At 54.4% G+C, this 23,452-nt stretch carries 18 protein-coding genes; 10 read left to right on the top strand and 8 right to left on the bottom strand.

The genetic code is table 11. The annotated features are described in order from the left end of the window. Positions 1-65: 65 nt before the first annotated feature. The 3 genes from ABD920_RS09840 to ABD920_RS09830 form a co-directional block, all read right to left on the bottom strand. A complete protein-coding gene (locus ABD920_RS09840; RefSeq protein WP_345158672.1) occupies positions 66-500 on the bottom strand; it encodes a hypothetical protein in 435 nt (144 codons plus the stop codon). 394 nt (positions 501-894) lie between these two features. Beyond that, positions 895-2,064: an acyltransferase family protein gene (locus tag ABD920_RS09835; RefSeq protein ID WP_345158671.1), complete on the bottom strand. Its 1,170-nt coding sequence runs from the start codon at positions 2,062-2,064 to the stop codon at positions 895-897. A gap of 408 nt (positions 2,065-2,472) precedes the next feature. Then, positions 2,473-2,688, bottom strand: coding sequence for a hypothetical protein (locus ABD920_RS09830; RefSeq protein WP_345158670.1), 216 nt, complete (start codon positions 2,686-2,688; stop codon positions 2,473-2,475). Between the two features lie 659 nt (positions 2,689-3,347). Here ABD920_RS09830 and ABD920_RS09825 point away from each other — a divergent pair. Next, a complete protein-coding gene (locus ABD920_RS09825; protein ID WP_345158669.1) occupies positions 3,348-3,518 on the top strand; it encodes a hypothetical protein in 171 nt (56 codons plus the stop codon). 386 nt (positions 3,519-3,904) lie between these two features. Here the strand turns inward: ABD920_RS09825 and ABD920_RS09820 are convergent, their stop codons facing one another. Beyond that, positions 3,905-4,927 (bottom strand): nucleoside hydrolase, encoded by a 1,023-nt coding sequence (locus ABD920_RS09820; RefSeq protein ID WP_345158668.1) that lies wholly within the window; start codon positions 4,925-4,927, stop codon positions 3,905-3,907. Positions 4,928-5,462: 535 nt separating this feature from the next. Between ABD920_RS09820 and ABD920_RS09815 the strand changes: the two genes are divergently transcribed. Next, a complete protein-coding gene (locus ABD920_RS09815; RefSeq protein ID WP_345158667.1) occupies positions 5,463-7,406 on the top strand; it encodes an adenylate/guanylate cyclase domain-containing protein in 1,944 nt (647 codons plus the stop codon). A 723-nt stretch (positions 7,407-8,129) separates the two neighbouring features. On the opposite strand, the gene ABD920_RS09810 is transcribed toward ABD920_RS09815, so the two are convergent. Then, entirely contained in the window at positions 8,130-10,124 is a 1,995-nt protein-coding gene (locus ABD920_RS09810) for a sensor histidine kinase (RefSeq protein ID WP_345158665.1), read from the bottom strand. Positions 10,125-10,675: 551 nt separating this feature from the next. On the opposite strand from ABD920_RS09810, the gene ABD920_RS09805 reads away from it, so the two are divergent. From ABD920_RS09805 to ABD920_RS09770, 8 genes are all read left to right on the top strand, one after another. After that, positions 10,676-12,553 (top strand): M1 family metallopeptidase, encoded by a 1,878-nt coding sequence (locus tag ABD920_RS09805; protein ID WP_345158663.1) that lies wholly within the window; start codon positions 10,676-10,678, stop codon positions 12,551-12,553. Positions 12,554-12,936: 383 nt separating this feature from the next. Further along, complete coding sequence (locus ABD920_RS09800) at positions 12,937-13,212, top strand: type II toxin-antitoxin system Phd/YefM family antitoxin (RefSeq protein WP_345158662.1); 276 nt, start codon at positions 12,937-12,939, stop codon at positions 13,210-13,212. 1 nt (position 13,213) lies between these two features. Continuing rightward, positions 13,214-13,483, top strand: a complete 270-nt coding sequence (locus ABD920_RS09795; protein WP_345158661.1) for a Txe/YoeB family addiction module toxin — start codon at positions 13,214-13,216, stop codon at positions 13,481-13,483. A 979-nt stretch (positions 13,484-14,462) separates the two neighbouring features. Continuing rightward, entirely contained in the window at positions 14,463-14,684 is a 222-nt protein-coding gene (locus ABD920_RS09790; protein WP_345158660.1) for a hypothetical protein, read from the top strand. Between the two features lie 555 nt (positions 14,685-15,239). Beyond that, positions 15,240-15,428, top strand: coding sequence for a hypothetical protein (locus tag ABD920_RS09785; protein WP_345158659.1), 189 nt, complete (start codon positions 15,240-15,242; stop codon positions 15,426-15,428). Positions 15,429-16,545: 1,117 nt separating this feature from the next. After that, positions 16,546-17,502, top strand: a complete 957-nt coding sequence (locus ABD920_RS09780) for an SGNH/GDSL hydrolase family protein (protein WP_345158657.1) — start codon at positions 16,546-16,548, stop codon at positions 17,500-17,502. 394 nt (positions 17,503-17,896) lie between these two features. Beyond that, entirely contained in the window at positions 17,897-18,223 is a 327-nt protein-coding gene (locus tag ABD920_RS09775) for an ArsR/SmtB family transcription factor (protein ID WP_345158655.1), read from the top strand. Beyond that, entirely contained in the window at positions 18,213-18,710 is a 498-nt protein-coding gene (locus ABD920_RS09770) for an SRPBCC family protein (RefSeq protein WP_345158653.1), read from the top strand. The genes ABD920_RS09775 and ABD920_RS09770 overlap by 11 nt, the downstream gene beginning before the upstream one ends. A gap of 63 nt (positions 18,711-18,773) precedes the next feature. Here ABD920_RS09770 and ABD920_RS09765 read toward each other — a convergent pair whose 3' ends face one another. From ABD920_RS09765 to ABD920_RS09755, 3 genes are all read right to left on the bottom strand, one after another. Beyond that, positions 18,774-19,685, bottom strand: coding sequence for an NAD(P)/FAD-dependent oxidoreductase (locus ABD920_RS09765; RefSeq protein ID WP_345158651.1), 912 nt, complete (start codon positions 19,683-19,685; stop codon positions 18,774-18,776). Between the two features lie 443 nt (positions 19,686-20,128). Continuing rightward, positions 20,129-22,099, bottom strand: a complete 1,971-nt coding sequence (locus tag ABD920_RS09760; protein WP_345158650.1) for a PAS domain-containing hybrid sensor histidine kinase/response regulator — start codon at positions 22,097-22,099, stop codon at positions 20,129-20,131. Beyond that, a complete protein-coding gene (locus ABD920_RS09755; RefSeq protein ID WP_345158648.1) occupies positions 22,089-22,898 on the bottom strand; it encodes an alpha/beta fold hydrolase in 810 nt (269 codons plus the stop codon). Before ABD920_RS09755 ends, ABD920_RS09760 begins: the two co-directional genes overlap by 11 nt. Positions 22,899-23,452 lie beyond the last annotated feature (554 nt).

The following is a 23,452-nucleotide window of genomic DNA, read 5'->3' as shown; positions in this document are numbered from 1 at the left end:
AAGGGTGGCATTGCTGTTCAAATGTGCTGGGAATGCTGTGGTTGTGCGCACCTCATCAAGCTGCATCAGCGGGCCCCTTCCTCAAATAGCCATTCCAAGGCGCTTTCCCTGTCCGGGAAGGGTGCTACCTGAAAGATGGCAGCCAAAGCTTGCTTCTTCTCTATCTTATCACAGACGCTCTGGAGGTCCATCATCACCAGGCCCTCATCTGTCATAATACGGGCAATTTTCCTGACAGAGGAGGCGAGTTGGGGGAAAAAATCATGCACCAGCCAGTTCTGGTCAGCCAGCTCCACGTAATGGAGCCTGCGCGCGTCACTCAGCCAGTAGTGGCACCCATGTTCCTGTATAAGCTTAAAAGCGAGCGACACGCACCCTCTGTATTCTGTGCTGGAGAGGTGCCGGAGCCACTCCGTCTCGATATAGCCCTGTTTGGCGTCTATCTCAATTCGCATGCGCTCATCTCTGAAGACGGGCTCGGGGCATAGGTCAGGAACCATAAGTCTCTTAATTGAAATCAAGTATAACTAAAATTGTAATAGCTTGATATCCCCCCTCCGTATTCTAACTGCTGTTAATGCTTTAAGGTTATGCCTATGGAAAAGCATTGGCAGTAGCCTATTCAACACCTTTCTGCCCGGTTCGGCATCTATCAGCGCCGATTAACACCCTTCTGCACCTCTCCAGCACAGAATACAGAGGATGCGGCAGCTCAGGAGCCGCTGATGCTGGCTGTTGTTATAATCTTCTGTGCGACCTGCTACACTTCCGTTGCGTTGAATTACCGGAGCCCTTGGCTTGTCTCAGAATTCCCCAAGTTTATGAGATTTTGTAGGCAGCTACTATAGCTGTCGCGCCACTCCGCCGGCTGGAGTTGTTCCGGGTGCCCCCGCTCTACGAAGCAACAGGCTCCAAGGGCACCGCCTGTTTCTGCCCCTTCTTCGTGAACCTCTCCCGCAGACTGGTCATGGGCAACTCAAAGTAGGTGTAGAGGAGGGAGGAGAGGACAAGCGTTATCCCCAGGTAAGCGCCATAGAAAAAGGCCGAGGACAGGACGCTGTCCGGGCTGCCGAGCAGCGCCAGGAACCTGATGACCACGGACTGGTGCAATAGGTAGACCGAGTAAGAAACCAGGCTCACGTGCGTGACAGCTCTACTTACCAGCCCGGGGCTTTTAAGCCGCAGATGCGAGGCCGCCGGTAAAAGAAGCGCCAAAGAGACGTCCGTCATGGTAAAGTAAAGGGTCTTGGTGAAGAAGACGGGGGCGGCACTGCTGTAGACGTCCTGGTAATATATCCAGCAGGCGCAGGGGATGAGGCACGCCCCTGCCGCCAGGTAATAATACCTGCCTTTGGTGAAAAGGCCGCGGTAATAGAAGCTGAGCCAGCTGAAGAAGACCCCCGTCAGGATGGCGTCCAGCCGGAGCGGCATCATCTTCCTGATGCCGCTGTTCCAGGCCGGGTCGAATACCCCCACCACCGTGAGCCTGAGGGAAACGATGGCCACGAAGAAGAAGGCCAGGCCCAGCAGCGCTTTGCTCTTCACCGAGAGGCCGCTGCCTGAAAGCCCCCTGTCAAAGAGAAGGAGCACCAGGGGCAGGCTCAGGTAAAACCACTCCTCCACCGACAGGCTCCAGGCCTCGCCGAAGAACCCCGGCTGCGGGGTCACCGCGTTCTGGAGAAAGCCCAGGAATGGCAGATAGGTCGCCAGGCCATGGGAGGCGGACCCGAAGAGCTCGTGCGCCGCGATGTTGAGCGCCAGCACCAGGTAGTAGAGCGGGAGGGTCCTGCACCACCTCCGGACCCAGAAGTCCCTGATGAGCCCGAGGCCAAGCCGCTGTTCCTGCTCATACAGGTTCAGGAGGATGGTTCCGATCAGGAACCCGCTCAGGACAAAGAACAGCTCCACCCCGAAGTACCCGAATACATAGAAGAGCCTCTCCACGTGTACGGCAGGTGCCAGATAGGGGCTCCCGTGCTCAACCAGCACAAGCGCGATGGCCAGGAACCGGAGTAAGTCTAAACCGAAGAGGCGGGCCGAGTGCCCTCCCGCTGTGCTGCCCATAGGTGGAGATGAAGGTGTTGGCGCCTTGGTATGGCCCGTCAATAATATGAAATAATTTTAATATTGTAATACCATAATATAGTTTTTGTGTGTTTTGCACCGGCTGTCCCGGCAATCGGCCGAATCTCGATACTGAGAGAACCGGATCTGGAAGCCCCTCAGACACAGAAGCCCGGCGTGCGGGTATTCCCGCTTGGCCGTCTCCCGAATCAAAAGGGATTTCCTGTTTATGAGACGGGTTGATGGGACGGGTCACCTTCAAGGGTAGCACGAAGCATTAAAACCTGCAGCGCTGTGCCCTCTCCCCCTCTGCTTCATGAGGTCAATGTCCCTCATGAACCTAATGGGACTCATTAACCTCCTTCCTTTCTTTCCCCTTTCGTAATTCATCCTTCCGGCATCGCCCTGTCAGGAGTGTTTGGCCAGCAGCTTCCGCAGGCCAGCGTACTCGGGCTGCCCCAGCACGTCCAGCTCCCCCCCTGTCGCCAGCGCCAGGGCCCGGTGGCACTGGCCCAGCCGGTGGAGCATGGGCTGGATCTGCTGGTTGTAGTAGTTGAAGAAGTTGTAAATGTCCCGCACCGAGCAGGGCAGCTTGTAGCCGGCGGCCGAGGAGACGACGAGCACGCCCTCGTCCCGCACCGGCCCCACCACCAGGGAGCGGAAGCGGTGCTCTGTGTAGTTCTCATACTTATAGGAGTTGAGGTGCTGGAGCAGCTCGTGGGTGTGGACGTAGCGGGTGCGGTAGGCAGAGTTCGCGATTTTGCAGAGGCTGCTGGCAAGACTCCTCTGAAAGGAGCGGCTGCTGGGCCTGGAGCGGTCTTTGTTTTCAGGCGTGGGGCAGGGGATTGTTCCGCCGTCCAGGCTGAAGGGGTCTCATTAAACTCATCCTTCCCATTATCATCATTAACCTCCTGAATCAACTTAGTCTCATGAAGTACAAAGGGGAGAAGAGCGTATCGGGAAGCGCGCATCCTGTAAATGGAGTTATTCTATAGTTTCACTTACTCATCTCACGAAACAAAATCTGGATTTGAATCTTGAGACGGCAAAGTGGGAACCCCCGCCTATGGCATGCAGTGTTTGCGGGCGCTTCCGGCTCTGTCTTCCTGAAGCTCATTTTACCGGGGTTTTGCGGGACAACAATAAACTTGTCTCGTCCTAAAATGCATTGACCGGCCAAGGGTATAATGAAGGAAAATACGGGTATAACCAAATTCCCTCACACACCATGTACGTACACAAGGGCTTCACACGGATGGTAAATTTTAAAGGAGTTGTTACTTATGGAAAACAAACAGGATAAACCGGCCACCCGCCGCACAGGCAACCCGGCAGGCGCTGCGGCGAGAGCGGGGCGGCAAAAGCAGTCGGCCAGGCAGGCAAGCGCACCTGAAGAAAGAAAACCAGGCGCAGGCGGGGCAAACCCAGACTTTTTACAGGAGACCCTGTTTTGACGGTTGCCCGGGCGGCATAAACCTCATAACAGGCGTGATAGAACAAGAAAAGGCTCCCCATGATGAGGAGCCTTTTCTTGTTCTATCCTAACCTAGCGGCTTTTCTTTTATAGCAGAAATTCGTCCGTTTTCCGGGACGGCGGCTTTCTCCGGACAGGCCCTGATACAGCCGCGAAGATGCGAAAAGTGCTTTTCTGCGCCCCAGCATGACCAAGTCAGGCTAATCCAGCCATGACAGGCTCCAAACATCTTCTCCCAGCAGCGGCGGCCTCTTTTCATCTCATGATTCCGGCGTATCATTCGCTACCACTAATAGCTTGCTGTTCATGCACCTTCCGCTTAACAAGGTCATGCAGTTGCAGTTTTCTATCGCACCAGGCGATAGCCTATTTGTTCATCAACTCCAGCTTTGCGAAGAAATCATCAAACATCAGGTTCGTATCCAGATCGGTATATACCCGTATGTTCCGCCCCAGGTGGTTGTACTCATAGGCTCCCTCGTTATTTAACCGAGGAGCCACTTTATTGACGTACTCACTGGAGGAGGGATCAGCCTCAAAAGAGGACTGCAGCGCAGTCAGCAGTACCAGCGGGCTGTCGCCCATCACGTACGTTTCGCCAATGTTATAGCCATACCCCTCCAGCCGAATCATCAATTGCTCAATGGCGTCAGTTAAATAACGCCCTACCTTGCCCTGCGGCTTTACTTTTATCAGCAGTTGCGAATACGGCAACAAGGTTTGCCGGTAGGCGTCACGGGGTACCTGCCACAGCGGGATTCTGGACTTGTTAAAGATGACCTGGGCCGCAGGAATGTCTATGTTAAGGTTATACTCAGGGCTCGAATAGTTGGGCGGTGGCAGTGCCAGATCGCTGTACTCCGGACCGCCAATCCAGACCAAGGTCAGTTTATCCTCTATTTTCGGGTTCGTTAACACGGCAGAGGCAACCTCTGTAAGCCCTGCGCCACTTAGCAGGTACAGCGGTAAGTCGGTATCTGTACGCAAGGCTTCTTTGATGATAAAATCCACGGCTGCACTTTTCACTGGCGTACTGTCGTTCGGCATCGCAGTATTGGACCCGGCCAGGATCGGGATGTTTCCCTTTACCTTCATCAGGTTGACCAGTTCCCTGGCCTTTCCTGCCGCATTATCGGCCTGGGTTTTCGAGTTGTCAAAGCCGTCTCCCACCTTCAGGTGCGATCCGATGATGGCCCTTACTTCCACCGAGGGCGACAGCAACAGGTGCGCCAGCTGAAACAGGCCATCCGGGTCACCGCTGAAGTCATTGTCGACAATCACACGCATCCGGGGTGCCGCATTGACTCCGACAGGCTTTTTTTGACCGAAAGTGAGCAGGGGCTGCACGAACAGCAGCAGCAAACAAAGGAAAAGGCGGGGTTTCAGCACATGAATAAAATTTGTCTTCCCTAAAGTAAGCAAAAAGAGAAAAGTTTGGAACGCAGCTATCCAAGATAAAAAGTTTTACCTGACCCTTTATAAAGCTTCATCTCCTGCTGTAGGGTTGCTAAAAGCAGCAGAGCACTGAAGCATATCGGCGCCTGCGGACTTAGAAGCCCCTGCCCTGTTTCACTTGGTGTAAATCTATATCAGGACAAGAATTTGCAACAGTGCGCGAAGTCTGTGAAAGGGCCTGCTTTCGTGCCCTAGTAGCCGCACTTCAGGATGAGATGCCTTAGGCAGTGTTTTGGGGTATCAAATACTCGCCGTTTTAAGGGACAAGGCATGGTGCAAAGCAAGATTACCACACCAAGCTGATCAGGATAACCGCCGAGCAAATTGAAAATTGAGGCAGGAAACCGGCACTAAAATATTTTGTTCATCGTATTTTCTATGAAGCACCATACCCCGCCGTTGCCCCTGGACAGGCCCAATTCCACACCCCATGCTTATTGCTGTAATGGTTCCGACAGAAGCCTCCCCCATGACCCGAACCCGCCAACTGGCCGCCATCATGTTCACCGACATCGCCGGCTACACCGCCCTGATGGGCAGCGACGAGCAGAAGGCGTTTGAGCTGCTCAACCAGAACCGCCAGCTCCACAAGCCCCTCATCGAAAGGTATGGCGGCAGGTGGATCAAGGAAATGGGCGACGGGGTGCTGGCCAGCTTCCCCACCGTCACGGACGCGGTGAGCTGCGCCTGCGCCCTGGTGCAAGGCTGCGGGAAGGTGAACGGCCTGTGCCTGCGCATCGGCATTCACCTGGGTGAGGTGGTCTTCGAGGACGGGGACGTGTTCGGAGACGGGGTGAACATCGCCTCCCGCCTGCAGGCCCTGGCCCCGCCCGGAGGCATCTGGGTGTCGGAGGCCGTGTATCAGAACGTGGCCAACAAGAAAGACATCTCCACCAAGCTGGTAGGCGAGGAAACGCTCAGGCACGTGAGAGAGCCGGTGCGGGTCTACCAGGTGCAGCCGATGCGCCATAAACCAAAGCCGACGGAGCCTGACGCGCCCCGGAACGAACCGCCTAAAGCGGCTCCGCCCAAAAGCATTGCCGTGCTGCCCTTCGTCAACATGAGCAACGACCCGGAGCAGGAGTACTTCAGCGACGGGATAGCCGAGGAGATCATCAACTCGCTGGTGCACCTCAAGGACCTGAACGTGGCCGGCAGAACCTCCTCCTTCCAGTTCAAGGGCAAGAGCACAGATCTTCGGGAGCTGGGCCTGAAACTTGGCGTCAGCACGGTGCTGGAGGGCAGCGTGCGCAAACAGGGGAACAGGCTGCGCATTACTGCCCAGCTCATCAACGTGGAGAACGGCTTCCACCTCTGGAGCGAGAAGTACGACCGGAACATGGATGACATCTTCGCCATACAGGACGAGATCGCCCTGGCCATCACCGAGCAGCTGAAGGTGACCTTGTTTGGGAAGGACAAAGAGCTGATCACTAAAACCTACACGCAGGATGCCGAGGCCTACGAACTCTACCTGAAGGGAAGGTTTTACATCAGCAGGCGGGGAGGCTACACATTGATAGGCTTACAAAACTTCAAGCAAGCCATTGCCCTAGACCCCAATTATGCGCTGGCTTACGCGGGGTATGCGGACGCTTATCTGGTGTGCGCGGCATATGGTTTCTTCCGCGGCAAAGACGTGATGCAGGAGATCAGGCAGGCAGCAGAAACGGCCATAAGACTCGATAGTTCTCTTTGCGAACCCTACTGCTCGTTGGGCCATTATTACCCCTACTTTGAATGGAACTGGGCAGAGTCAAAACGGAATTTCACAAAATCACTAGAGCTCAACCCCAGGTTTGCCCAGGCGCATTCGCTGTATGGGCTGGCCTATCTGGCACAAGTGGAGGGAAACTTTGCGGAAGCGGAAAGGCATGGAAGGATAGCCGTCAAACTGGAGCCCCTGAGCGCCATTGATCATGCCGATCTAGCGTGGACGCTCTATTACGCCCGTAAATTTGAGGAGGCACTGGCTTTTGCCCTAACCGGGGTTGAGCTGGACCCCTACTCTTTCCTTTCCCACCGCCTGGCAGGCCTCTGCTATATGGCCTTGAACCGCTTTGAGGAAGCCATCTCAACTTTCAAGCATTTAGTTAAGATATCAAACCGGCACCAACAGGCTGTCAATGGGCTTATCTGGGCTTACTGCAGCAATGGGGATGTGGAAGAAGCAAACGTCCTGATGGATGAGCTGAAGGAAAGGGCCGTCACCGAATACATCGGGGGTTCTTACGTTGGCTTGTCTGCCGCCCACCTGGGTGACCTGGACACTGCTTTCCATTACCTGGAACAAGCGTGTGATGACAGAGAGCCGTACATTATTCAACTTAACCACTCACCTTCTGTACCTGCCTTGCTCCGGGAAGACCCGCGTTTCCAGAAGCTGCTGGACCGTATCGGTTTCCCAAAGTAATCCAGGTTGAAGAAAGGGCCGTTTCCTGACCAATTCGGTTCTTGTCTTTCATCTTGGAAATCTTTCATGGGCCAGGCATCTAAAAACGGTACATCTGTATAGCAACAAGGACTAAATCCCTCTCGAAGCACGAGGCATGGTATTCATCCTACGGTGGGTTACAAAACGCTTCAGGACTGTTTTATAATCAATCACTTGATAAGAAACATACCTAGCAAGTGATTCTGTTAAACATAAAAGCCGTTATAGAACAAGGAAGGCTCCCCGTGATGAGGAGTTTTCTCTTGTTTTAACCCATAACTGGTGATATATACACCAGAGGCTTTTCTTTTATATCAGAAATACGGCTGTATTTTGAGATGAATCCCGCGGTTGCACCCGAGTGCAACCGCGGGAGAACGAAGCGGTAATAGCGCTGGATCTGCCACTACACGCTTCCGCTGGCCTATCCGGCAGTGAATGCGCTTCTTCTTTGGGATGCAGCTGACACAGTAGAGGTGTTTACTTGTGCGGTGTCCTTTGGAAGCTAACCTGCTGCAAACCGTTCGCAAACCAAGGGAAGTTGTAACCGAGCCTAAAGCAGACGTATGAAGGTATCCATACAGTAAAAAATAGCCTTACAACCCCTTGAGCTGCTACCTGAGTACCTGACAGGTGAGCTTAAAGCATCAATGATCAGGTATTGACAAAAGACTGGCTCTAGCATGCATGCGATGCCTGCCTCTAAAAGCCCGGGGCCTGCTCCTCGGAAACAGTGACCAGGGGCAGCCTGACGGTGAACTCTGTGTACGCTCCCTCCTGAGCCTCCACTTCCAACTCGCCGCCGTGCCCCTTGGCGATGATGTCGTAGCTGATGGATAAGCCCAGGCCCGTGCCCTCACCGGTTGGCTTGGTGGTGAAGAAGGGCTGGAAGACTTTGCTTTTCACATGCTCGGCCATACCGACACCGTTGTCCCGCACCCGTATCTCGACCTGGCCTGGCAGCTGCCGGGTGCTCACACTCACTTTTGGCGCGTACGCCTTTCCGTCCCCGAGAACCTGCACCAACTTATGTTTCTGCTCCACGGCGTAGAAGGCGTTGTTGTAGAGATTAAGCAACACCTGCCCCAGTTCCTGTGGCACGGCTTGGGCCTGTTGCAGCTGCAGATCATAGTCTGTGTCGATGCTGCAGGCGAAGTTTTGGTGCTTTGACCTGAAGCCGGAGTAGGCCAGGCGAAGGTACTCATCGGCAAGTGCGTTGGCGTCCACAGCCTGCTTCTCCCCGCCAGAGGTGCGGGAGTGCTGGAGCATGCCTTTCACGATAGCGTCTGCGCGAAGGCCGTGGTGGTGGATCTTCTGAAGGTTCCGCCCTATCTCCTCCAGCAGTTCCCCTTCCAGGGGGCAATCCTGCCCTTTCTTTTTCTTTTCCTCCCGCAGCTCCTCCACCAGCTCCCCGGACACCTCCGAAAAGTTGTTGATGAAGTTCAGGGGGTTCTGGATTTCGTGGGCGATGCCGGCCGTTAGTTGCCCTAGGGAGGCCAGCTTCTCTTTTTGGATGAGTTGGGACTGCGCAGCCTTCAGCCGCACAAGGGACTCGTGCAGCGCCGCCGTGCGCTCCGCGACCCGGCCCTCCAGTTCTTCCTGCGACGCCTTCAGGGAGGCCGCCATTTTATTGAGGCTCCCGGCGAGCACCCCGACCTCGTCCCGATTGACGATGGGGACCGGGGCGTTGAAGTTACCCTCCTCGATCCGGCGGACCCCCTCCAGCAGCATTCCCAACGGCCGCAGCAGGCCATAGCGGTAAAAGCCGATGAAAGCGACAACGACAAACGCGGCCGCCGCAGGCAGCAGCCAAAAGAACACCGCCAGCTGTCGCTGCTGCTCCGCACTTTTGCCGTCCCAGTCTGATTCGGGGGGAGATGTGCCGTACAACAGGAACGGGAGCAAGCCCAGCAAGGCCAGGACAGTGGCAAGCGGCAGGGCCACCAGCTTGACCTGGAAGGTAGTCACCTCGCTGGCGTAGTTTAGGTGCACCACCAGCACGCCCAGGAGCAAAACCATCTGGCAGACCTGATAGGCGAAAGAGGCTCCCCCCATTCCTGCCAAGGCCCAAACCATGAAGGGAAGGTAACTGGCGAACAGGAGCGCCAGGGCCCTTAGAGACTGCGCACTGCGACCGGCTGCGTTCAGCAGATGGTACAGCGTATTTTCGCTGGAGGCACCGGACCGCCTGGAGGCAGACACCGTTCTCCTTACCAGCACCAAGACCGACCAGGCCTGGCACCCTGTGACCGTATAATACACCAAGGCCCAGGTAGAGAAGGTAGCGAATTTAATATTTGGGGCACCGGAAAGGGCGTGGCCAAGGAATACGGCAAGTAGAAGGGACTCAGCAAGAATAACTATGGTTGCCTCGCGGCGCATGGGGTTGCCCCCGTACGTGTAAGCACACCAGGTCCAGGTGAGAGCCCACACCGATGCCAGCGCCGCGTGGCTTACCCTGAACCAATTGTAGAGCGGCGGCCTGCTGGAGGTGACGCCTATGTCCACCAGGTACACCAGCAAGGCGGTACCCACGAAACCGACCATGAGCCAGGTGTCCCGTGTTTTGCCCCGCAGGCTTAAGAAGTACACCAAGATGAGGAATGCCAGGATAGACTCTGCCAATGTCGCGATAGAGGCAGGGTGCAGCCGGAAAGCCTCCCCGTCAAACAGCAGATTCAAAAAAGGCCGTTCCATTGCTTATTGCGCTTACACTATCAGAAGAAAACGTCAGCCAAGGACCATCATATTCAATGCAATCAAACTAAGTTGAATGAACCTAAAACCACCTATAGAGAATTCATACAGGCAAATTGACAAGCGAAATTTAAAAAGACTTACTGATGCTTACGTTTAAGTTAGCATAACAGCTGTTATAGAACGAGGAAGGCTCCCCGTGTTGAGGAGCCTTATTTTTAGCCTATAAGCTATTTTATGATAAGCAGGTGCAACAGTTTATCATTTAAGTCAACTTGCTCTGTAGTGAAGGAGAACAAGTTTCCACTTGGTGCGCCTTTGGAAACCAATGCTTATTCCTTCCCTGAGTATTGATGGATAAGGCGGTGCCTTGTAATCCCATTTAAAGATTTAAGAAACTTCGGCATTTTGTGCAGGGAGAACAAACTAAGTGCCGTTGAGTTCAGTCGCATAATTGGATTCGTGTTGTATAACGTCCCTTTTGCATCATACAAGTTGATGAACAAGTTGTATATCTTAAAAATAGATATACATTTGAAAAACAATATTTTATGAAAAAATTTATTTTTTTATTTATAATTTCTTTTGCCTTTCATCCTTTACTTGCACAAAAGGATAAGGAACTCTTCCTGCCCTTGGAGTTTAAGGAGGCATACAAAAAAGGGACAAGATTGAAGTCCGGCCAGGTTTCTGAAAAATACAGCCAGAATCGCGCTGTATACAGAATTAAAGCAACTGTCAACCCTATTACCCACCTACTTACCGGCCAGGCACAGATAACGTATTTCAATAATTCCCCAGACACGGTACGAGCTGTTACTTTCCATACTTACCATGACGTCTACAAACCAAACTCCCAAAAATCAACCCTTTTGAAAAACGCTGTTGATCCTCAAAATCACCAGGGAGTAATCATATACAAGCTACTACTGGGGCAGGAGCCTATCAACCTGAAAGATCCAAAGCAGGCCACCTACCAGGGTACCAATTATTCAGTACTGCTTAAAAAACCCTTATTACCCAAAACCACGCAAGAACTGACCATTCACTGGAACTATGTGATTCCCGGAGAAGGATTTGTACGTAGCGGCGCCATTGATAGCACCTCTATGATGGTGGGATACTGGTACCCCGAAATGGCCGTGCTGGATGATATAAACGGGTGGGATCGGATTGCCTTTGATGCCGCCACCGAGTTCTACCATGACTTTTCAGATTATGAAATCAGCTTAACCGTTCCTGATAATTTTACGGTATGGGCTTCGGTTGCGCCAGAAAACCCAAAGGATGTGTTCTCGCCAATGGTGCAGCAAAGGCTTGAACAGGCAAGGAAAAGTAAAAAATCAGTTCAGATCCTGACAGCAGCCGACTTCAAATCTACTTCAACAGGCACCACAACATGGAAATATGAGGCAAAAGGTTTTCCTGACTTTGCTTTCGCCCTGAGCGACCATTACCTCTGGGATGCGAGCATGTACCAGGATGAGCACGGCGAATTCTTTGTGCATACCGCCTACCCGGTAAAGCACCCCCAATTTATTTCTGTCATGCCTACTATACACACCTCCTTAGATGTATTTCACCATACTTTCCCAGTGTACCCTTTCCCTTACAAGCACTTCACTATTTTCAATGGATATACTTCTGGAGGCATGGAGTTTCCGGGCATGGCCAACAATCACGCGCAATCCGCTAAGATGGTTGAAAGTCGTTCTATAAAGGGTACCACAGACGAGGAGATGATTCTTGGTTTAACATTGCACGAAATGGCGCACATGTATTTTCCGTTTTTGATGGGGATTAATGAGAAAAAGTACGCGTGGATGGATGAAGGCTTTGCTCAATTTACCGGAACTTTCGCCAAGCCTATATTTCCATACACTCATCGGAATGGTCCCTCACTGGGGTCACAAAACATTGCACCGATGATGGTGCCTACTTACCAGCACTTAAGTAGTAATACAAACTCCTATACCATTAGCTCTGCAGCGTACCACTCCCTCTACAGTCTATTAGGAAAAGAGGAGTTCATGAAAGCGTTGCATGCCTTTATGGACGAATGGAAAAACAAGCACCCAACGCCTTATGATTTTATGTACAGCTTTAACACAGCATCAGGCAAGGACCTGAATTGGTTCTGGAAAAGGTGGTACTTTGACTGGGGGTATCCAGACCTGGGAATCACCACAGTAAAAGGGAACAACGTAGTGGTTGAAAACAAAGGAGGTAGACCCTTGGCATTTACTATTCTGAGGACATTTAAAGACGGAACAACATCAAAGCAGGAGGTAAGCCCATTGGTCTGGGAAAATTCATCCAGCTACACGCATAAGATGAAGTCATCTAAACAGCCGCTGGCCAAGGTAGAATTGATTTTGCAGTTAGGGGGCGATGTAGAATCGAAGGACAATGTCTGGATAAAGCCTTAGATCCTTTTGAATAACCCTGAAGCGGTAATGCCTTCCTGTTAGGATTTTTTGGGTTAATTTGGGTAGTTTCTAAAGCATGAAGTGTCTCGTCGTAACCTGTATCTTGGTCTCGGCTGTCTTGGCTAAGCCTTTCACCTCCCTCTAAAGTACCAAAACCCGCCCCCTCGATTCCAGGCTGTGGGGGCGGTTTCTCCCATAACTGCTTTTATGTTAAGCGGGGGTACTTTCTAGGCTGGGTGCAATGCGCAATGCGGATTACGTATTGCGCATTGCACATCAGCCTGAGGCGCTTTGGCCAGAACCGTTTTATTTAACATAAACCTATCCAAAGTGAACAAAAAAGTATATTTTTGTGTACATTATAGTGTACGTAAAAGATACATATGGACGCAATCACAGCAACAGCACTTAGAAAAAAAATGAAAAGTTACCTGGACAGGGTAAGCAAGACTGCTGAGACTATATTCGTAACGCGTGGCAATGAGGATGATTCTGTCGTGCTCATGCCTATGAGAGAATACAACTCTATCATGGAGACAGCGCATCTGCTAGGGTCACGAGCCAATCGCGAGGCGCTGGAGAAATCGATTGCCCAGCACAAGAGCGGGCAAGTAATGCCTTTTACCCTGCAGGGGGAGGAAGAGACACCGGGCAGCTAACATGACGGTAGCTTTTACCCAACAGGCCTGGCAAGAGTATTGCGAATGGCAGCAAGATGACATGGGCGCAATTGAGAAAATAAACGATTTAATTAAAGCTATTCAGAGGGAACCGTTCAAAGGCATCGGCAAGCCGGAACCCCTTAAAAATGAATTGAGGGGGTATTGGTCGCGCCGCATCACCGGTGAACACCGCTTGGTGTATGCCGTGGAAGGCAAAAGAGGTGTAGACCAAAAAATGACGATTGTCCAGTGCAAGTTCCATTACTGATGAAGTAAAGACCCTCTCAAGTACCAGAAAACCTATCACCGCCTCCCCTGCACAAGCTGGGCAGTGAACCGATGGCCGTGGAGCTGTAGTTGCTCAACGGCCCCCTTGTTAAAACCGGATATGAAAAAAGCGTTTGACAAGCATTAGGTACTAACCTAATGCGACATGAAAGGATCACACAAACTAAAAGCGGAAACGGATTCCCGCGCCTACAGCATACTGTTCTGGCATAGCGCGCTACGCCTCTGCTGCCCACCCCATAAGGGGTGCAACAAACGGGGGTATGAGAGATGCTCACCCGTGAGAAGCTGGAAACGCTACAGAAAGCAGCAGTGGAAGGAGTAGACAAAGAAGGCCCATTGATGATTTTACAGCCTCCTTGCTTCTGCCTCCTTTATTGGCCCGCGGCCCTTGATCTGTTTCACCTAGGTTTCATACATCCGCAGCGACTCAGATTCCGCAGGGAGCACAAAAACAGAAAAGGACACTCATTGCGTCCCTTTCCTAAAAGATGATTCGAATAAACGGAATCGTACTTCTGATTATAATTACGCCAGGCCTTCCGTTCAGTTGGGCCCTCATGAAGAAAGGCACTGTCCGCAGCAGGTATAGAACGTGCCGCAACCTGCACCACTTCCGAGCGCCCCCATCGCCAGGGTTAGCTCTTCCTTAGGGAAAAAGAAGGGCCTGCTCCGATGAACAGGCCCTTCCTGAAGGAAAGTCTTTACTCGGGCTAAGACAGGGTCTTAAAATAAGAAAACCTTGCTCACCCAGACAGGATTTCATTGCCAGCATGGGATATGGAAGGATAATGGTGCTTTTTTGAACATATTACTTTTACATAAACTATAATATATATATATATTATAGTTTATTTCATGAACCACTTCCTGCTGTTCTCCCTGCTCCTTGTCAGGACGGGGGTGAACATGCTCCGGAGCCACCCGAAGGAAGAGATAACCCCGATGCCCAGTACCCCATGCCGCACTTAGAAAAGATCCCCCAGCGCAGTAAAGCAAGTGTGAAAACCTTTGTGATAGCCTTGGTCGAGCTACACCTGTTCGCGGTGCTGTTCTTTGCCGTGGCATTGACCCTGTTCCACTTGGCCGGCCCGGCTCCGGCTGCCATTGTGCTGCCGCACGCCATGCTCGCTTCCTATGCCGCCGCCCTCCTTTTTGTGGCGGCCGACAGGCTCTTTTAATAGCGCCCAAAAAAGGCGCCTGTAACGGACACCTTGTGCTCTTCGGCTAAACCCCTGACTAACATCTTATAACTAAACTCCCCTAATATGGCGATTGCCCTTGCCTTAACCGCTTTGACAGTAATAGGAAGTATCCTCAGTGGCGCCCTGGCGCTGCTGCACTATGAACAGGATCCTGGAGAATGGGACCATAAGAAATCGGTAGTAGATACAGGACTAGCAGCCCCTGGCCCTTTGCATGGAGCGGTGCCGGAGGAGGGCTATTACAGGCAGGAAGCTGTTGTTGCGCCGGATCTAAGCCGGGAGAGGGGCAGAAAAAATATAAATCCCTATTTTTAGCCTATCATCCAATGATCGTTATTAGGGATAAAGTTTGGAGAATACTCGCTGATTCCAACGCCAATGAATGCTTCTCCAGCTTGATAGTGAAAAGGTATCAAAAATACGATCTATGTTTGAACCTGTTCCTTGTCTTTTCTACCTCATCCAGTATCGCAGTCTGGGCTGTTTGGGATCACCTCAACCTCTTGTGGGGTTCTATCTTGGAGCAAGCAGGTGGCTACCCTAGCAAAGCCTTATTTCCTGTTCCCCAAGTATATTAAAGTTTTCAGCGAGAAGAAGGGGCAGTGGCAAAGCTTGACCATCAAAACTGAGGAGTTGTGGCATCAAGTCGATAGAGAAGTGATATCAGAAGACGAAGCCTGGGAGTCGTATCCGGACATCCGGAAGAGAATGGCTACCTAAGATCAGATCCCTGAGGACATTATATTCTTCACGCACAAGAGTTTGCATAAAGAAGCTGAAGAGACTTGTAACAATTATTTAAACAAAGTATAGCATATGAGCAAACAAAGACCGTCTAAAAGGCCCACTCCTCCACAGGAAAGGCCGCAACCTATACCTGAACCAGACACAAAGAATTTCCCAGGCCACACTAACCCACCACCACCCACGCCAAAACAGAATAAATAAACTAAAGGGCCTTTCTTGATTTGCATCAGCTCTTCCGCAAGAGCGCTATACGATGGTATTACGGGAAAGAATGTTGCTATAGCAATATCTACGTTATGTAATTATTATTTTCCCAACCCCTGCGGCGTTCAGCTCAACTATCTGTTACATTTGTGGGTATGCAATCCGTGGCTGTTCATCATCATTCAATATGGAATACTTTTTCTTATTCTCCCTCTTGTTTCTTGCCGGAGCTGTCAATGTGCTTGAGTCAGAATAGAGCCCATAACCAGCTGGTACAAATGCTGCCAGTTCTAACCAGTTCTAAAGCAAATAGCCGCTACTCCATCCGCTCATCCAGATCGATGCGGGCAAGTTAGGGCGGCCGCTTCAAACCCAAGGATAAGCCCACGTTTCCTTCTCTGGTGCTTCAAAATAGTGCGCGCTATTGGCGGCTGGTCTTATCCGCATCTCCACGTTTCCCTTATTGGATAGGCTCTTCAGGCCCTCAAGGGTGACAAACCCTTTGCTAAACAAAAGAAAAGCCTCCTCATTTGAGCCAGGCCTTTCTATATGAAACAGGTTCGTTGTGCCAAGATAGGAAGAAATTGGCAAAGCCGTCTTGCAGTTTACTTTTTACCTGCCTGCAGCCATCTCTTTTGGGGCAAAAGCCGGCGAAGGAAAAGCGAAAGCACCGCATCTGCCGGGACCATGGCGCCCGCTGCTTCTGACCTCCTCCTCTCAGGCACTTCAAAAGAAGAAAACAAAAAAACACCCGGGCGCTTAGATAAGAAACACAGAAGCGCTACCTTCTAAGGCAGAAGGGCGGGCCGCTGAACCGTTCCCTTGCAAACGCCGCACGGCGCCGGGAGGTGCCGCCGGACCCGGATACGAAACACAAGACCCTGTCATGGCCAAAAGGTATTTTCCCGCAAAAAGACACCGCCGTTGTTTCAGCCGCCCGGTTTTGCTGCTGCTGGCGCTACTTACAGCCAGTCTCGCCCAGGCGCAGGACAAGCCCCCTTTCCCCGAGGGAACGAAGCGCGTCCTGTTCCTGGGTAACAGCATCACGTACGCCGGACGGTACATCTCCGACCTGGAGGCTTATTTTATCACCCGCTACCCGGGGCGGCAGTATGCGTTTATCAACCTCGGGCTGCCCAGCGAGACGGTGTCGGGGCTGAGCGAGCCCGGCCATGCGGAAGGCAGGTTTCCCCGCCCTGATCTGCACGAGCGGCTGGGCCGGGTGCTGGGCCGGGTGAAGCCCGATGTTGTGTTCGCCTGCTATGGCATGAACGACGGCATTTACCTGCCTTTCGACGAGGGGCGGTTTGCGGCGTTCCGCTCCGGCGTCAGGCGGCTGCACGCCGCACTGGAAAAGAGCGGGGCAAAAAGGATCATCCTCCTCACGCCGCCGGTGCATGATGACGCGGCGCTGGGCAAATACTCCCAGTGGCTGCTGGGCCAGCGGGATTCCCTTGGGTGGGAGGTGGCGGACATCCATACGCCCATGACCCGGCGCCTGGAAACGGGAAGGCTGGCGCAGCCCGGTTTCAGGCTGGCCGCTGACGGGGTGCATCCCGGGGAGGAGGGGCACTGGCTCATGGCCAGGGCCGTCCTGCTGTACCTGGGCGAAGAGGCGGCGCGCGCGCCCGATGCGCTCTCCGCGCTGGGGAGTCATCCCCGCGGGGCGGAAATCCATCAACTGGTGAGCCAACGGCAGGCTTTCATGAAAGACGCCTGGTTAAGGGAGACAGGCTTCAGGCGCCCCGGCATGGCACCCGGGATTCCTTTGTCGGAGGCGGAGCGAAGGTATGGTGAAATAGAAGCGCGCATCCGGGCTGCGGTAAAGGGCACGGCCCCTTGAGGGGGCACACAGCCGGGCGCGCAGGGGATCGCTTGCTATGGCGGAGATGACCCGAAAACATGCACCGGGTAATCACATGGGCTGGGCAGCCACCTTCAGAAGCCTGGGCATTCCCAAAGGATGGTTCTGCCTGTCCAGGTGTTTTCCGAACACATAAACCGTCACACAACAAGCAAGGCTCCCCCAGAATCCACCCTTCTTTTTAGTTTAAGCCCGCCTCCTTTCACCCCGGGAACCAGAAGAATCACAAGGCGCCATGAGGAGGCGGATGCAACGCAGGGCAGCCACCGGCGTTGCTTTCCGGGCACCCTCCCCACCGATAACCGGGAGATAGCGCTGTGAAAGCCTGGGAAAGCCTAAACCTGCAACTAAATGGTTGCGTATATCAAGCTGAATGAAGCGCGATGTTTTTCAGGCCATAGCCGACCCCACCCGCCGGGCCATCCTGGTGCTGCTCACAGCCCAGGCCATGACACCCAATGCCCTGGCGGAACAATTCCAAATGAGCCGGCAGGCTGTCTCCAAGCACATCAGGATCCTGAGAGAGTGTGAGGTGGTGGAACAGCAGAAAGCAGGCAGGGAGATCTATTACCACTCCAGGCTGGATAAGATGAAAGAAATAGACCGGTGGCTCGAACAGTTCAGGCAGCACTGGGACAGCCGTTTTAAGCAACTTGACCAAGTGTTAACCAACCTAAAAGCGAAACAAAATGAAACGTGATCTGCTCATGGACTTCTCCGTTGACAAGGAAAACAAGGCGATTTCAGTGAAGCGGGAATTCGCCGCCGCCCTGCCGCTGGTGTGGGAGGCCTACACCAAAAGCGAGATCCTGGACCAGTGGTGGGCCCCGAAGCCCTGGCGGGCCCGCACCAAGGCCATGGACTTCCGGGAGGGCGGATACTGGCTGTACGCCATGGTCGGCCCCGGAGGGGAAGAGCACTGGGCCAGGGCTGACTACCTCAAAATCGACCCCCACAAAAGCTTCAGCGCCAGGGACGGCTTTGCCGACGAGGAAGGCAACCTCAACCGGCAGATGCCGCAGTCCCGCTGGGACGTTGCCTTCAGCAGTGCGGCGGTGGGGACTTTGGTCACCAACCGGATAACCTTCGGCGACCTGCAGCACCTGGAGCAAACCCTGGCGATGGGCTTCAAGGAGGGGTTCGTGGCGGCGCTGGAGAACCTGGACGGATGGCTAAGCCGGCGATAAAAGGAGCCGCTTCCATTCGATGGGTCGCCGGCACGCCCACTTCCGGAGGCTTTTTCTTTCCTGCTAAAACCGGTCAGCAGCCAGCTCCAGGTTCGCCATCGCCCCTGCGAGGTTACCGCCCGAGACTGCATTGGCCACAGAGCGCATCCTGGAGGAGTTGTCGCCACAGGCAAAGATCCCCGGCACGGTCGTCCTGTGGGCCCCATCCACCTGGAGGTATCCTTGTTCCGTCAGGGCGCACCCCAGTGACAGGGGAATGCCGGTGTGTTGCCCGAACGGGATGCTTGCGTACAGCGCATCCACATGCAGCTTTGTCCCATCCTGAAAAAGGACCTGCTGCATATACCCGTTCAAATGGTCTATGCGCTTCACCTCCTTCTCAGACACAGGTATCCCGTGTGCCTTGAGTTTCGAGGTTTGCTCATCGGTAAAATCGGCTTTGCCGTTGGTGAGCACGGTCAGCTCGCCTGTGAGGTTGCTTACCAGTGATGCGAGGTGGAGCGCCCTGTCCCCATTGGCCATCACTGCGGTCCTGCGGTGGCGGTACTCGTAGCCGTGGCAGTAGGGGCAGTGAATCACCGATATCCCCCAGCAGGCTGCAAAGCCCGGGATGTCGGGCATTTTATCCCTTACCCCTGTCGCGAAGATCAGTTTCCTGCCACGGAGATGCCCCCCTGCCTGCGTCACGATTTCAAACCCGCTTTTCGTTTTTGCCCCTGCCAGGGCGATGCCTTCGAGGAAATGCACCGTTCGGTATTGCCCGACTTGCTGCCTGGCAAGGGAGGAGATTTCCTTCGGGGTCTTTCCGTCCTGGGTCAGGAAATTATGGGAATGCGGCGTTTGCCTGTTGCAGGGCTCACCGCTGTCGATTACCAGGGTCTCTCTCAGGGACCGCCCCAGCGCCATGGCTGCGGAAAGCCCGGCATAGCTCCCCCCTACGATGATCACATCAAACTCTTTTTTATGTCCTGCCATGCTATGCTTGCTTCGTTTGTGTTGCGAAAGGAAATGAAACGGCCGGGGAGGGGAGGTCAGGCCCTGCCTTTCGAATAAGGCGGGCCCGCTGTTCCCTCTGGTTGGCGTTGATTTGCCAAACATAGCAATAATCCCTGAATGTGCAACTATGTTGCGTTTAATTGCCTGGAAAATGAAACGCCTGAATACTGCTCCAAAGGAGGCCGAGCCGGGGTTCCTGCAGGCAAAGCGATGAGCCAGGACCCCATCGTGGGTAAAAGAGCGCCTCCGTTAGCCAGGGCCTCGTTCTATAGCGCCCTGAACCGTTTCTGTGAAGCCGGATCCGTGCCTAAAACCGTAGCAGAAGACGGCAGGCAGTACTTCGCTGTTTGGACGGACCGCAAAGGGAGGACGCGGCATGGGCCGGAAAACACGGGGCCGAACAAAACGCCCCGCCAAACTTCTTATTCCCCGGGCTTCAACCGCTCAGCCAGGCCCTGCAGGATCACCCTGAACTGCGTGCCGATGAGGTGCTCCGCCAACTCTAACTGCTCGGGGTCAACAGGTACCGTGCTCAGCAAAGCCATGGCCTGCTCCAGCGTCGCGTATAGCTGCTTTGCCTGCAGCAGTTCCAGGGAGGTCTCGGTGTGTTGCACCCAGCGCGTGAACAGTTGCCGGTTTCGCTCCCTGAGCGCCTTGGTCAACTCGGCGCATGCCTGTCTTAGCGCCTTGACCGTGACGCTGATCAGGTCGCGCATGCCCTCGGGGTCATCTGCCATCAGGTCATCGAACGTGGACAGATCAAAGGGAGCGTCCGGCCTTTGCGGGTGGGGTGCGGCGGCCTGCCCTGCGATGGGAAGTGCAGGAACGGGGCCATAGGAGGCAATCAGCCTGTAAAGCTCTTCAGGATTGAACGGCTTGGCCAATACGCCGTTTATCCCGGAGGCCGTCAGTTTTCCCTCGTAATCGGGCTGGGCAGACGCGGTCAGGGCAATGATCGGCACCTTGCTGCGTTTGCCCTCCCGCATGTTCCGGATCCTTCTGGCGGCCTCGTAGCCATCCATAACCGGCATCTGCAGGTCCATCAGGATCAGGTCGTACGCCTCCCGCCCCGCCTTCTCAACCCCTTCCTGCCCGTTGCCCGCCACATCGAACGCTACCCCCCAGTTCGCCAGGTACTGCGAGAGCACGTACACGTTGATCTTGTTGTCCTCCACCAGGAGCAGCCTGACGCCCCTGGCGGCCCCTGCCCGGCCCGCCTGCCGCGCTGCGCGGGGTGCCTCTTCGCTGATCTTAAGGCTGAGGGTGAAAGAGAAGCTGGAGCCCGTGCCAGGTTCGCTTTCCACCTTCAGCTCACTGCCGTACATGCCCAGTAGCCGCTGGCTGATAGCCAGCCCCAGGCCGGTTCCCCCGTACGCCCGGTCAATGCCGGCGCTGGCCTGGGCGAATTCCTCAAAGATAAGGCCCCGTTTATCGGGCGCGATCCCTATCCCGGTATCGGCTACCTCGAAAACGACAGGCACTGTCCCCGGGGTCTGCTCCTGCAGCGCCACGCGCACCGCAACGTGCCCCTGCTCAGTGAACTTGACGGCGTTGCTGAGCAGGTTGTTGAGCACCTGCACCAGCTTCAGGGAGTCCACGTACACCTGCTCCGGAACCCGCTCGTCTATCTTCAGGCGGATGGAAAGGCCTTTCTCCGCTGCCTTTGCCCCGAAGCCATGCAGCACGCTGCCGACCAGGTTCCTGATGTTGGTGCTTTCCTCCTGGAGGCTTACCCTGCCCGCCTCGATCTTACTGAAATCAAGGATGTTGTTGACCAGCCGGAGCAGGGTCTCCGTTGAGACCTCCAGCACGCTCAGGAGCTCCGCCTGCCGCGGGGAAAGTCCGGTATCACGCAACAGGTGCGCAATCCCCACGATGGCATTGATGGGCGTTCTGATCTCGTGGCTGACGGTAGCGAGAAACTCCGCCTTCACCCTGGCCCCCTCCTCGGCCTTCTTCCTGGCCCGGAGCAGCTCCAGCTCATACTTTTTCCGGTCTGTGATGTCAAAGACGGTGGTGCGCAAAAGGGCGGGTCGGCCATCGGCGTCTTTCACCAACCGGGTGTTCACCAGGACCGGGATTGTCTTTCCGGCCTGATGCCGCAGCGAAAGGTTAACCTCGCTGATGAACCCCTGCATCAGCAGCAAGGGATGGTAGTGCGTCTCGTAAAAAATGCTGTCGCCGACCGGAAGCAGGTCCTGTAGCCTTCTGACGAAGAGCAGCTGACTGGCATCGTATCCGAGCCATTTCAGGAAGGTGCCGTTGGTCTTGATGAACGTGCCGTCGGGCAGCGTGGAGAAGTAGCCGCAGGGGGCCTGGTCATAGAGGTCTTCGATCCGCTCCTCCAACAGCCCCTGGCGGGCCAGCCTGGTGATGTGCTCCTTATTCTCCACTGGCACCCTGTCCTAAAAAGCCCTTGATAGCGGCGATGGTTTGCTCCGGCTCACTCATGTGCGGGCAGTGCCCGGAGGCCCGTAGCAGGGCAAGCTCACTTCCCGCCACGGCCTGGTGCACGTACTGCCCCACGGCTGGCGGGGCGATGGCATCGTGGGTACACTGCAGAATGAGCGTCCTTGTTCTGACCCTGGGAAGATCCGCCCGGTTATCCGACAGGAAGGTGACCCGGGCAAATTGCCTCGCTATCTCCGGGTCAGCCCTGCAGAAGCTGCTAGCCAGCTCCTCCCCCAGCTCCGGCCTGTCCGGGTTGCCCATGATCACGGGGGCAGCCACGCTGGTCCACCCCAGGTAGTTGCTCTCCAGCGACTGCAGCATGCCGTCGATGTCCCGTTCGCTGAAGCCGCCCACGTAATCCCCCTGGCTGATGTAACAAGGCGAAGGGCTTACCATGACAAGGCGCTGGAAGAGACCCGGCTCCGCAATCACCGCCAGCACGCCGATCATCGCGCTGACCGAGTGCCCTACCAGTACCACATCCTTCAGGTTTAGCGCATGGCAGATCTCCAGGATGTCGGCGGCGTACCCCTGCAGCTGGCCATACTTGTCTTTCCTGTAGGCACGCGCATCCGACTTGCCGGCTCCCACGTAATCGAACACCACGACTTTATAGTCCTCTTCGAAAGCGGGGGTGATAAAGCGCCACATGTTCTGGTCGCAGCCGTAGCCGTGCGCAAAAACCATGGGTGTCTCCCCTTTGCCGAAAACCTTTACATTATGTCTCTTTAGTACCTCCATTCCCTGTTCCCCTGATGCAAGGCGGGGAGGGCTGAAGCGATTACCGACACCCCGCTTCAGGTGGGTGACGCTTCAGAAGCCCGGCCTTGACTCTCCCTTAGCTTTTTACGGAAACAAGGGCGGGCAAGTCACGCAGCCTGCTTCAAATTCGGGCCTCTCAGCCGTGGTGTTCGTTCATGTGGCACGGCCTTTCCCAGTTTCGCCGCGTTGCCGGCCCCGCCTTCCTTTTATGCGGGGACACCGCTCCTTTATCCTCAACAAGGCCAAGATAGCCCACTCCGGGGGCAACCGTGCCTTCCTCCATGCATACGGGATACCCATGGGGGGCAGCTACAGAGAGGAGATCCTCAGGGTGCTGGGATTTTAGAGGCCCACCGGAATAGAGGGCGACAAGGCGCTGCAGCTAAGGGCTTCTAAAAAGTTTAACATTTGAAAACAGGTCGGCGGAAGAAGTAGCGCTGCCTAAGGACGCACCAGGGTTTAGCGGCGCCCTCTCATAACATACTGCAGGCGGTCCTGCTAAACATAATCGTCGTTTGGGGCTTAAAGAAGGG

Origin of the sequence: Pontibacter saemangeumensis, from assembly GCF_039541895.1 — a bacterium.
GTDB classification, from domain to species: domain Bacteria; phylum Bacteroidota; class Bacteroidia; order Cytophagales; family Hymenobacteraceae; genus Pontibacter; species Pontibacter saemangeumensis.
This window is presented reverse-complemented; position numbering and strand designations above follow the sequence as displayed.